Origin of the sequence: Micromonospora sp. NBRC 110038, assembly GCF_020884815.1 — a bacterium.
Lineage (GTDB): Bacteria > Actinomycetota > Actinomycetes > Mycobacteriales > Micromonosporaceae > Micromonospora > Micromonospora haikouensis.
Genome location: NZ_BBOL01000002.1, coordinates 237,413 through 248,775 on the forward strand (window position 1 = coordinate 237,413; position 11,363 = coordinate 248,775).

10 protein-coding genes and 1 pseudogene are annotated in these 11,363 nt (G+C 75.9%); 5 read left to right on the forward strand and 6 right to left on the reverse strand.

The window, feature by feature from the left end; translation table 11 throughout:
- Positions 1 to 17 precede the first annotated feature (17 nt).
- The 5 genes from LPU61_RS08705 to LPU61_RS08725 all read right to left on the reverse strand — a co-directional run bounded on the left by LPU61_RS08705 (position 18) and on the right by LPU61_RS08725 (position 3,829).
- On the reverse strand, positions 18 to 644 hold the full coding sequence (locus LPU61_RS08705) for a histidine phosphatase family protein (protein WP_043965748.1): 627 nt from the start codon (positions 642 to 644) through the stop codon (positions 18 to 20).
- Positions 645 to 697: 53 nt separating this feature from the next.
- A complete protein-coding gene (locus LPU61_RS08710) occupies positions 698 to 1,225 on the reverse strand; it encodes a dihydrofolate reductase family protein (RefSeq protein ID WP_043965746.1) in 528 nt (175 codons plus the stop codon).
- A 67-nt stretch (positions 1,226 to 1,292) separates the two neighbouring features.
- Positions 1,293 to 2,378: a redox-regulated ATPase YchF gene (gene ychF, locus LPU61_RS08715; RefSeq protein WP_229404667.1), complete on the reverse strand. Its 1,086-nt coding sequence runs from the start codon at positions 2,376 to 2,378 to the stop codon at positions 1,293 to 1,295.
- A 57-nt stretch (positions 2,379 to 2,435) separates the two neighbouring features.
- Complete coding sequence (locus LPU61_RS08720) at positions 2,436 to 3,200, reverse strand: peptidase E (RefSeq protein WP_043965742.1); 765 nt, start codon at positions 3,198 to 3,200, stop codon at positions 2,436 to 2,438.
- Positions 3,201 to 3,289: 89 nt separating this feature from the next.
- Entirely contained in the window at positions 3,290 to 3,829 is a 540-nt protein-coding gene (locus tag LPU61_RS08725; protein WP_229404668.1) for a MarR family winged helix-turn-helix transcriptional regulator, read from the reverse strand.
- A 92-nt stretch (positions 3,830 to 3,921) separates the two neighbouring features.
- Between LPU61_RS08725 and LPU61_RS08730 the strand changes: the two are divergent.
- Positions 3,922 to 4,692 (forward strand): annotated as a pseudogene (locus LPU61_RS08730) (EamA family transporter); the annotation flags it as partial.
- A 164-nt stretch (positions 4,693 to 4,856) separates the two neighbouring features.
- Here the strand turns inward: LPU61_RS08730 and LPU61_RS08735 are convergent.
- Positions 4,857 to 5,315: a hypothetical protein gene (locus tag LPU61_RS08735; protein ID WP_229404669.1), complete on the reverse strand. Its 459-nt coding sequence runs from the start codon at positions 5,313 to 5,315 to the stop codon at positions 4,857 to 4,859.
- A 254-nt stretch (positions 5,316 to 5,569) separates the two neighbouring features.
- Here LPU61_RS08735 and LPU61_RS08740 point away from each other — a divergent pair, with 254 nt between their 5' ends.
- From LPU61_RS08740 to LPU61_RS08755, 4 genes are read left to right on the forward strand one after another with little or no spacing between them, the layout of a single operon-like run.
- On the forward strand, positions 5,570 to 6,994 hold the full coding sequence (locus tag LPU61_RS08740; protein WP_043965738.1) for an AlkA N-terminal domain-containing protein: 1,425 nt from the start codon (positions 5,570 to 5,572) through the stop codon (positions 6,992 to 6,994).
- Positions 6,991 to 7,575, forward strand: a complete 585-nt coding sequence (locus LPU61_RS08745; RefSeq protein WP_229404670.1) for a methylated-DNA--[protein]-cysteine S-methyltransferase — start codon at positions 6,991 to 6,993, stop codon at positions 7,573 to 7,575. The genes LPU61_RS08740 and LPU61_RS08745 overlap by 4 nt, the downstream gene beginning before the upstream one ends.
- Positions 7,575 to 9,434 carry an ABC transporter ATP-binding protein gene (locus LPU61_RS08750; protein WP_229404671.1) on the forward strand — a complete coding sequence of 620 codons (1,860 nt, stop codon included), beginning with the start codon at positions 7,575 to 7,577 and terminating at the stop codon, positions 9,432 to 9,434. Before LPU61_RS08745 ends, LPU61_RS08750 begins: the two co-directional genes overlap by 1 nt.
- Positions 9,431 to 11,317 carry an ABC transporter ATP-binding protein gene (locus tag LPU61_RS08755; protein ID WP_043965734.1) on the forward strand — a complete coding sequence of 629 codons (1,887 nt, stop codon included), beginning with the start codon at positions 9,431 to 9,433 and terminating at the stop codon, positions 11,315 to 11,317. The genes LPU61_RS08750 and LPU61_RS08755 overlap by 4 nt, the downstream gene beginning before the upstream one ends.
- Positions 11,318 to 11,363 lie beyond the last annotated feature (46 nt).

Below are 11,363 nucleotides of genomic sequence, written 5' to 3' on the forward strand. Positions count from 1 at the left end.
CGACAGCCGACGGGGACTCAGGAGACGTCGCTGAAGCGCCGCAGGGTCCAGCGGGGCGGCGGCCAGCCGGTGGGATCACCGTCGGTGGTCCACTCGGTGATCGAGGCCGGAGCCACCTCCATGTCGAACGCCCGGAACAGCGGCTGGGCGGCGAGCGCGTGGAAGGACGCCTCGACCGTCTCGGTGTGCCCGACCAGCACGGCCGTGCCGCCCCAGTGCCGGTGCGCGATGTCCATGATCGCGCGGCTGACACGGACGACGAGCTCGGCCCAGCTCTCGTTGCCCTCCTCGAACGGCCGGAACACCCCGCCGCCCTCCACGGCGTGCTCGGTCTGGAACTGGGCGGTGGGCAGCCCGTCGGCGTACGGCGGGGTGTGCCAGGCGCAGAGCCCGCAGTCGGGCACCGGGCTGACGCCCAGCGCCTCGGCGATGGGCCACGCGGTCTCGACGGTCCGGCGCAGCACCGACGAGTAGACCGCCACCGGACCGGCGACGGCGAGTTCGTCGCGCAGTCGGTCGGCCAGCCGGCGCGCCTGCTGGTGGCCAGAGTCGGTCAGTCCCCGGCAGCCACCGGGGCCGCCCACGACATCCTCGACCTTGTGCACCGACTCGCCGTGCCGGACGAAGAGGAGCCGAGTTCGCATCAGGACATCATGTCCTGCGCCGGGGCACCCTGTCGATCAAGCAGCGGCAACGTTCAGCGCACGACGCGGTACCAGTGGGCCGTCTCGCCGGGGATCGGCGTCAGTCGAACGGCAGGCCCGCCCGGGTCGTCGAAGATGCGCACCCCCGCGCCGAGCAGCACCGGAGCGAAGAAGATCAGGACCTCGTCGAGCAGCCCGGCGCGGACGCACTGCCGGGCGACGTCCGCGCCGAGGACGTTGACGTACCTGTCGCCGGCGGCCTCCCTGGCCTGCGCCACGGCGCTGGGCAGGTCGCCGACGAACGTGATCCCCGGGGGCGGCTCGGCCGGCGGCCGGTGGGTGAGGACGAACACCGGGCCGTGGTACTGCCCGCCGAACGCGCCCTCCTTGTCGGTGCCCCGGTTGGGGTCGCCGCCGCCGAAGGTGCCGTTGCCCGCGAGGATCGCGCCGACCCCGGCCAGCAGGCGCTCCGCCGTCGGGTTCTCGCCGGTCAGGTGCTCGGTCAGCCAGGACATGTCGCCGCCGGGGCCGGCGATGTAGCCGTCGAGCGACGCCGTCGCCGAGTACAGCAGCTTGGCCATGGTGCTCCGTTCGTCGGTGTCACCCGGGTGTACCGTCGCCGGCCGGCGAACCCGTCGGCGGGCCGCCTCAGACGTTGAAGCGGAACTCCACGACGTCGCCGTCCTGCATGACGTACTCCTTGCCCTCGATGCGGACCTTGCCCGCCGCCTTCGCCGCCGCCATCGAGCCGGCCGCGACCAGGTCGTCGTAGGAGACCACCTCGGCCTTGATGAACCCGCGCTGGAAGTCGGAGTGGATGACCCCCGCGGCCTCCGGGGCGGTCGCGCCGACCGGGACCGTCCAGGCCCGCGCCTCCTTGGGCCCGGCCGTGAGGTACGTCTGGAGCCCGAGCGTGCGGAAGCCGACCCGGACGAGCTGGTCGAGCCCCGGCTCGGACTGCCCGATGGACTCCAGCAGCTCGCGGGCCTCCTCCTCGGGCAGGTCCACCAGCTCGGACTCGATCTTGGCGTCCATGAAGACCGCCTCGGCCGGCGCGACCAGGGCGCGCAGCTCGTCGAGGAACTCGGCGTTGGCCAGCTCGGCCTCGTCGACGTTGAAGACGTAGAGGAACGGCTTGGTGGTGAGCAGGTGCAGCTCGCGCAGGTGCTCCAGGTCGATCTTCGCGGCGGCGGCGCCGACGTACAGGGTGGTGCCGCCGTCGAGGACCTCGACGGCCTGCTTGGCGGCGGTCACCGCGGCGGCCCGGTCCTTGCGGAGCTTGGCCTCCTTCTCCAGCCGGGGCAGCGCCTTCTCCAGGGTCTGGAGGTCGGCCAGGATCAGCTCGGTGTTGATCGTCTCGATGTCGTCGGCCGGGGAGACCTTGCCGTCGACGTGCACCACGTTCGGGTCGGAGAAGGCCCGCACCACCTGGCAGATCGCCGACGCGTCCCGGATGTTCGCCAGGAACGCGTTGCCCCGGCCCTGCCCCTTCGACGCGCCCCGGACCAGGCCGGCGATGTCGACGAACGACACCGGCGCGGGCAGGACCTTCTGCGAGGAGAAGATCTCGGCCAGCTTGGTCAACCGCTCGTCCGGCAGCCCGACGACGCCGACGTTGGGCTCGATGGTGGCGAACGGGTAGTTCGCCGCGAGCACGTCGTTCTTGGTCAGCGCGTTGAACAGGGTGCTCTTGCCGACGTTGGGCAGGCCGACGATCCCGATGGTGAGGCTCACGGCCGGCCAGTCTACGCGGCCGACCCCCGCCGCCTCCCGTCAGCTCGCCTCACCGGGTCACCGGCCGCCTCCGGTCGGCTCACCTCGGTCGGCCAGCAGCCGCGGCTCGATCCGGGTCTCCCGGACCTCTCCGTCGGCGGCGCGCGCGACCTCGTACGCGGCGACGCCCGGCCGGTCGGCGACCGCCTCGACCAGGCGGGTGCCCCGGTAGACGAGCCCGACGCCGTCGTCGGTGCAGTGGCTCGTCGGCAGCGTGCCGTCGGCGACCAGCGCGTGCATCAGGGGTCGCCGCTGCTCCTCGCTGTCGTAGTGCACCCCGTTGCCGTACGGCAGCCAGCCCAGGCCGTCGGTGAAGCCGCGCAGCCGGGGGCCGAAGCTGTCGGTGGCACCGCCGAGGTGCCAGCAGATCGAGCCGGCGGAGACCCCGGCCAGCACCACCCCGGCCTGCCAGCACTCGTGCAGGATCTCGTCGAGGCCGTGCACGCGCCACACCGCGCACAGGTTGGCGACGCTGCCGCCGCCGACCCAGAGCACGTCCTGGGCGAGCAGGTGCGCCCGGACGTCGTCGACGTTCGGCATCGGGAACAGCGCCAGGTGCGACGCGCGGAACCGGGTGCCGGCGAACGCCGCGTGGACGGCGGCGATCGAGGAGTCCCGGTCGCCGACGGCCTGGCCGAGGTAGCACAGCCGGGGTGCGGGACCGGCCTCGGCCAGCTCGGCGGCCAGCTCGAAGACCGGCCCGGGGCGCAGGTCGTAGGGCCCGCGTCGGCGGCTGAGGAAGCCCATGCTGGTGGCGACGATGGTGGGTTCGCTGGCGGGCACGGCGGGTCCTCTCCTCGGCGGGCCGTCGCGACGCGGCGTCGGGCGCGCTACGCGGCCTCAGGGCGGGGTGGGGTCAGGGGCGGGTGGGGTCAGGGGCGGGTGCGGGGGCGACGGTTGGTGGCGTCCGGGGCGGCTGCGGGGGCGGCAGCGGCGAGCAGGTCGCGCAGCAGCTCCGCGAGCCGCTCCTGGTCCCCCTGCGGCAGGGCGTCGAGCAGCCGCCGCTGGGTGGCCAGCCCGGCGTCGGCGGCCTCCTCGGCCACCTGCCGGCCGGTGTCGGTGAGGGTCACCTGGAGACCCCGCCGGTCGGCTGGGTCGGGGGCGCGGCGGACGAGGCCGGCGCGCTCCAGGCGGTCGAGGCGGCCGGTCATCCCGCCCGAGGTGAGCATGAGCCCGGCGGCCAGGGCCTTGGGGGCGAGCGTGTACGGGGCGCCGGCCCGGCGCAGGGCGGCCAGCACGTCGAACTCGCCCCGGCTGATGCCCCAGGCCGCGTACACCCGCTCCTGCTCGTCGCCGACCAGCCGGGCCAGGCGGAAGATCCGGCCGAAGACGGCCATCGGCTCGGGCCGCATTCCGGCGCGCTCGCGCCGCCACTGGTCGACGATGGCGTCGACGTCGTCCCGCTCGGTCACCCCGGCATTGTGCCCCACCTCGCACTGGCGCTGTTAACTCGGAGATGATTAGCTTAGCTTCAAGCTACTTAGCGACTAATGATTGGTCTCCCATGCCCCGCCGCACCGCCGACCTGCTGGCCACCGCCGCCGCGCCCGCCGCCTGGGGCACCACCTATCTGGTCACCTCCGAGCTGCTGCCGCCCGACCGGCCGCTCTGGTCGGCGGTGGTGCGGGCCCTCCCGGCCGGCCTGCTGCTGCTCGCCCTCACCCGACGCCGCCCCCACGGCACGTGGTGGTGGCGGGCCGCCGCGCTCGGCGCGCTCAACATCGGCGCGTTCTTCCCGCTGCTCTTCTACGCCGCGTACCGGCTGCCCGGCGGCACCGCCGCCGTGCTCGGCGCGGCGCAGCCGCTGCTGGTCGCCGCGCTGGCCGTGGGCGCCCTCGGCGAGCGCCCCCGGCCGCCGGCCCTGCTCGCCGCGCTCGCCGCGCCGCTGGGCGTGACGCTGGTCGTGCTCCGCCCCGACGCCGGCACCGACCCGCTGGGCGTGGCCGCCGGGCTCACCGGCACCGCCGCGATGGCGGCCGGGCTGGTGCTGACCCGCCGCTGGGGCCGCCCGCCCGGCGTCGGCACCCTCGCGGCGACGAGCTGGCAGCTCACCGCCGGGGTCCTGCTGATCGCGCCGCTCGCGGTCGCGGTCGAGGGACCGCCGCCGCCCGTCGACGGCCCGGCCCTGCTCGGGTACGCCTGGCTCGGGCTGGTCGGCACCGCCGCCGCGTACGCCCTGTGGTTCCGCGGCGCGGCGCGGCTGCCCCTGACCCAGGTCTCCGTGCTCGGCGCGCTGAGCCCGCTGACCGCCGCCGCGCTCGGCTGGCTGGCGCTGGGCCAGGCGTTGAGCGCGACGCAGCTCGCGGGCTTCGCCCTGGCGATCGCCGCGACCGTCGTCGGTCAACTCCCGGCGCTGCCCGGCACCCGGCCCGGACGACGCGCCGCCGGCCGCCGGCGTCCCCCGACGACGCTCTCCGCAGGCGCGTCGCCGCCCGCCGGCTATCGGAACTCGCGGCTGCCGGCACCGGAGAGCACGTCGGTGGCGAACTCCCGGCGGACCGTCGGCGGCAGCTCCCCGGCCGCCGCGCCCGGCAGCGTGAACCGGTGCGCGGCGGACGGGCCGGCCGCCTCCGACTCCCCGAGCATCCAGCGCACCTCGTCGACCGTCCAGCCCAGCCCGGTGCGACCGGCGATCTCCCGCACCAGGCGCAGCCCCACCCGGGTGTCGTCGTCGTAGAAGCGCATGCACCAGTGGTGCGCCCACATGCCGAGCGCACGCAGGCCGGCGGCGTCGAGCGAGGCGACGAGCCGGCCGCAGGCCGTGTCCGGGAACGCCCGCCCCGGGTCACCCGCCCGGTCCCGCTCGATCGCCCCGTACGCCGCCGGGGCGACCGCCCGCATCCGGTCGTAGAAGCCCTGGACCACCGTGCGGTCGAGCCGCGCCCGCCCCGACCGCATCAGCGGACCCCTCGCCCGGCCACGCTCGCCATCGCCGCACCCCTTCTTGAGTTGGTGGCGGGACGGTACCGGCCACGACCGACACTTTCCCGCCCGGTTTCGCCCGCCCCGGGGCGCGCGGGCGGGCTGACCTGGAGCGCCCGTTGTCAACAGGGGCCCTTCCTCCACCGAAGGCGTCAACAAGGTGCCCCTCCTTGCAACCAGGTCCGATTTCCGCGAGCCGGGCGCGGGGAGGGCGGGGCAGTATCGGGGGCGTGGAGTTGGACTTCGAGCGTTGCTACCGGGCCGTCGACAGCCGTGACCAGCGGTTCGACGGCTGGTTCTACACGGGCGTGACGTCGACCGGGATCTACTGCCGGCCGTCCTGCCCGGCGACGACGCCGAAGCGACGCAACGTCCGGTTCTTCCCGTCGGCCGCCGCCGCCCAGTCGGCCGGGCTGCGGGCCTGCCGCCGGTGCCGCCCCGACGCCGCCCCGGGCTCGCCCGAGTGGGACGTCCGGGCGGACGTGGTGGGCCGGGCCATGCGGCTCATCGCCGACGGGGTGGTCGACCGGGACGGGGTGCCCGGGCTGGCCACCCGGCTCGGCTACACCGAGCGGCACCTGCACCGGATGCTCCGCGCCGAGCTGGGGGCCGGGCCCCTGGCGCTCGCCCGGGCGCAGCGCGCCCAGACCGCCCGCATCCTGATCGAGACCACGGGCCTGGGCATGGCCGAGATCGCGTTCGCGGCCGGGTTCGGCAGCGTCCGGCAGTTCAACGACACGGTGCGGGAGGTCTACGCCGCCGCGCCGTCGCAGTTGCGGGTCGCCCGGGGTGGCCGGCCGACGCCGGGCGGGGCGGGCACGATCACGCTGCGGCTGGCGTACCGGCCGCCGCTGCACGCGGCGGCGCTGCTGGACTTCCTGGCGCTGCGGGCGCTGCCCGGCGTGGAGGAGGTGCGCGACGGGACGTACCACCGGGGGTTGCGGCTGCCGCACGGCGCGGCGGAGGTGGCGCTGACCCCGGCGGACGGGCACGTCTCGGCGACGCTGCGGCTGGCCGACCTGCGCGACCTGGCCCCGGCGGTGGCCCGCTGCCGCCGGCTGTTCGACCTCGACGCCGACCCGGCGGCCGTCGACGGCACCCTCGCCGCCGATCCCGCGCTGGCCCCGGCGGTGGCGGCGGAACCGGGCGTACGCCTGCCCCGCGCCGTCGACGGCCTGGAGATGCTCGTCCGCGCCGTCGCCACCCAGCAGGTCTCCCTGGCCTCGGCCCGCACCACCCTCACCCGGCTGCTGCCCCCCGCCGCCACCGACGGCGGGCTGCGGGGTTTTCCCGGCGCGGAGGAGCTGCTGGCGCTGCCGGACGAGGCGTTCCGGATGCCGGCGGCGCGGCGGGAGACGATCCGGGCCGCCGCGCGGGCCGCCGCCGACGGCTCGCTCGACCTCGACCCGGGCGGGGACCGGGAGGAGGCCGCGCGGCGGCTCCTGGCGCTCCCCGGGATCGGCGCCTGGACGGCCGGCTACGTGGCCATGCGCGCCCTCGGCGACCCGGACGTCGGCCTCACCACCGACCTGGCCGTCCGGCGCGGCGCCGCCGCGCTCGGCCTGCCCCACGACCCATCGACCCTCGACGCGTACGCCGGGCGCTGGCGCCCCTGGCGCTCGTACGCGGTGATCCGACTCTGGAGAGCAGCATGACCACCACCCTCGACGGCGCGGTCGTCGACACCCCCGCCGGCCCGCTGAGCATCGTGACCGGCCCCGACGGGGCGGTCCGGGCGGCCGGGTTCACCGCCGAACCGGAGTCGCTGCTGCCGCTCGTGCACCCCGGGTTGCGCGGCCCGGTGCGGCGGCGCGCCGACCTCGGGCCGGTGACCGCCGCCGTCGCCGCGTACCTCGACGGCGAGCTGACCGCCATCGACGCGGTGCCCGTGCAGCAGCACACCGGCGGGGCGTTCCAGGCGCACGCGTGGCGGGTGCTGCGCGAGGTCGGGCCCGGCCGCCCGGTCACCTACACGGCGTACGCCGGGCTGGCCGGGCGGCCGGCGGCGGTGCGCGCCGCGGCGGCGGCCTGCGCCCGCAACGCCGCCGCCCTGTTCGTCCCGTGCCACCGGGTGCTGCGCACCGACGGGAGCCTCGGCGGCTACCGCTGGGGGCTGGACGTGAAGCGCTGGCTGCTCGCCCACGAGGCCCGGACGGCGGCGGAAACCGTTGCGGACAAAGAGGACTGCCGAAAGTTGACAGCATCAATCATCCACTCAGGCGCTACCGTCGGTTAGTGCCTGCGGAGAGCGACGGCGTCCCGACCCACCGTGGCGACGCCGCTCGCCCGCTGCGCAACCTGTGGCGGCTGCGCCACTACCTCCGCCCGCACGCCGTCGCGTTCTGCTGGCTGCTCGTGGCGGCGCTGGCGGCCACCGGGGCGAGCCTGGCCGTGCCGCTGGTGGTGCAGCGGGTGGTCGACGGCCCGGTCGCCCGGCACGACCCGGGCGGCCTGGTCCGGCTCGGCGGGCTGGCCCTGCTCCTCGGCCTGGCCGAGGCCCTGCTGATCTTCATCCGCCGGTGGGCCCAGACCTCGTCCTCGGTGGGCATGGAGGCGACGATCCGGGCCGACATCTACGCCCACCTGCAGCGGCTGCCGGCCGGCTTCCACGACCGGTGGCAGACCGGGCAACTGCTGTCGCGGGTCACCAGCGACCTGTCGGTGATCCGCCGGTTCCTCTCCTTCGGGCTGCTGTTCCTGGTGCTCAACCTGGTCACGTACGTCGCCGTGGTGGTGCTGCTGGTCCGGCTGCACCCGACGCTGGGGCTGCTGGTGGCGGCCAGCGCCGTGCCGCTGTTCCTGATCAGCCGCCGGTTCGGCCGGTATTACCACGCGGCGTCGCGGCGGATGCAGGACCAGCAGGGCGACGTGGCCACCCTCGTCGAGGAGACCGCGCAGGGCCTGCGCACGATGAAGGCGTACGGCCGGGGGCCGGAACTGGCCGCCCGGTTCGCCGACGGCGCGCGGGCGCTGCACGACACCGGCGTGGCCAAGAGCCGCCTGCTGGCCCGCACCTCCGCGCTGTTCGACCTGGTGCCCAACCTGACCCTCGGCGTGGTGCTGGTCGCCGGGGCGGTCGCCGCGGCCCGGGGCGCGCTGACCATCGGCGAGCTGGTCGCGTTCGTCAGCCTGCAGCTGATGCTGATCTGGCCGGTGCAGTCGCTGGGCTGGATCATCGCCAACGGTCAGGAGGCGGCGACGGCCGCCGACCGCATCCAGGAGGTGCTGGACACCGAGCCGGCGATCGTGGACGCCCCGCACGCCGTCGGCCTGGCCCGGGCGGGCGTCCGGGGCCGGCTGGCGTTCGAGGGCGTGTCGTTCCGCTACCCCGGCACGCCCGCGCCGGTGCTGCGCGGCATCGACCTGACCGTGGAGCCGGGCGAGACGCTGGCCCTGGTGGGCGCCACCGGGGTCGGCAAGAGCACCCTGCTCTCGCTGGTGCCCCGGCTGCACGACGTGTCCGCCGGCCGGATCACCCTCGACGGCCACGACGTGCGGGACCTGCGGCTGGCCTCGCTGCGCCGGCTGGTCGGGGTGGCCTTCGAGGAGCCGACGCTGTTCTCCATGTCGGTCTGGGAGAACCTCACCCTGGGCCGCCCCGACGCCGACGCCGACGAGGTCCGCGCGGCGCTGGCGCTGGCCCAGGCGGACTTCGCGTACGAGCTGCCGTGGGGGCTGGCCACCCGGGTCGGCGAGCAGGGGCTCACCCTCTCCGGCGGGCAGCGGCAGCGGCTGGCGCTGGCCCGGGCCGTCCTCGGCCGGCCGGCGGTGCTGGTGCTGGACGACCCGCTGTCCGCCCTCGACGTGCACACCGAGGCGCTGGTCGAGGCGGCGCTGCGGCGGGTGCTGCGGGACACCACCGCCCTGCTCGTGGTGCACCGGCCGTCGACCGTCGCGCTGGCCGACCGGGTGGCGCTGCTGGAGCGGGGGCGGATCACGGCGGTCGGCACCCACTCGCGGCTGCTGGCCACGGTGCCGGCGTACCGGGCGGTCCTCTCCGCCGACCCCCCTTCGACCGATCCGCCCCCGGCCGAGGCCCGCCCCGCCGGCAGGCTCCCGGCCGGGCCGGACGGCCGTGGGCTGGTGCGCTCGTGACCACGACCGCCGACGACGCCGAGCGGCACGGTGCGGCGACGCACCTGGACCTCCAGCGGTGGCGGGGGCGGGCCACCGACCCGGAGGCCGACCGGAGCCGGGCCGAGGAGGCCACCCCCGAGGCCATCGCGCGGCTGCGGGTGCGCAGCCGGGCGCTGCTGCGCGACCTGCTGCGCCCGCACCGGGGCCGGCTGGGGCTGGCCGTGGGGCTGCTGCTGGCCCAGAACGCCGCCGCCATGTCCGGGCCGTACCTGGTGATGCTCGGCATCGACCGCGCCATCGGGCCGCTGCGGGCCGGGGACAGCGGGCCCCTGGTCGCGATCGCCGGCGCGTTCGCCGCCGCCACGGTCGTCGAGTACGCGGCCCGGCGCGGCTTCCTCACCCTCTCCGCCCGGATCGGCCAGGCCGTGCTGCTGGAGCTGCGCCAGCGCGTGTACGGCCACTTCCTGCGGCTGTCCGTCGGCTTCCACGAGCGCTACACGTCCGGCCGGATGATCTCCCGGCTCACCAGCGACCTGGACTCCATCGCCGAGCTGCTCGACGGGGGCGTCGACAGCCTGGTCCTCGCCGGGCTGTCGATCCTGTCGGTGGCCGGCATCCTGCTCTGGCTGGACCTGCCGCTGGCGGCGGTGACGCTGCTGGCGTTCCCGTTCCTGTTCTGGCTGTCCCGCTGGTTCGCCCGCGCCTCGGCCGGCGCGTACCGGCGGACGAGGGAGGCCGTGTCGCTGGTCATCGTCCACTTCGTCGAGTCGCTGCGCGGCATCCGGGCGGTGCAGGCGTACCGGCGGGAGCCACGCAACCAGCGGATCTTCGCGGCCGTCAACGACGACTACCGGCAGGCCAGCCTGCACGCGTTCCGGCTGATCGCCACGTACTCCCCGGGGATCAAGGTGATCGGGAACGTGACCGTGGCGGTGGTGCTCGGCTACGGCGGGGCCCGGGTGCTCGGCGGCGCGATGGAGGTGGGGGTGCTCGCCGCGTTCCTGCTCTACCTGCGCCGCTTCTTCGAGCCGATGCAGGAGCTGAGCCAGTTCTACAACTCGCTCCAGTCGGCGACGGCGGCGCTGGAGAAGCTCGCCGGGGTGCTCGACGAGCGGCCGGGGGTCGCCGAGCCGGCGCGCCCGGCGCCGCTGCCCGGCGGCGACGCGCGCGGCGCGGTGGAGTTCCGGTCGGTCTCCTTCGGCTACCGGGCCGGCGCCCCGATCCTGTCGGGGCTGGACCTGACCGTGCCGGCCGGGCAGACCGTCGCGCTGGTCGGGGCCACCGGGGCGGGCAAGTCCACCATCGCGAAGCTGCTGGCCCGGTTCCACGACCCGGACGCCGGCACGGTCGCCCTGGACGGGGTCGACCTGCGGGACCTGGCCGACGCCGAGCTGCGCCGGGCGGTGGTGCTGGTGACCCAGGAGAACCACCTGTTCAGCGGCTCGGTGGCGGAGAACATCCGGTTCGGGCGGCCGGGCGCGGACGACGCGGCGGTGCAGGCGGCGGCCCGCGCCATCGGCGCGCACGACTTCATCGCCGCCCTCCCCGACGGGTACGCCACCGAGGTGCGCCGCCGGGGCGGCCGGCTCTCCGCCGGGCAGCGGCAGCTCGTGGCGTTCGCCCGCGCGTTCCTCGCCGACCCCCGCGTGCTGATCCTCGACGAGGCGACGTCCTCGCTCGACGTGCCCACGGAACGGCTGGTGCAGCGGGCGCTCGCCACCGTGCTGCGGGACCGCACGGCGCTGGTGATCGCGCACCGGCTCTCCACCGTCGAGACGGCCGACCGGGTGCTCGTCCTCGACGGGGGCCGGGTCGTGGAGGACGGCCCACCGGAGCGGCTGACCGCCACCGGCGGCCGGTACGCGGCGCTGCGCCGACAGTGGCGCGACTCCCTGGTCTGACTGTGGGCACGGCGACCCGATAAGCCGTGGTCGCTGCGGTCCACGG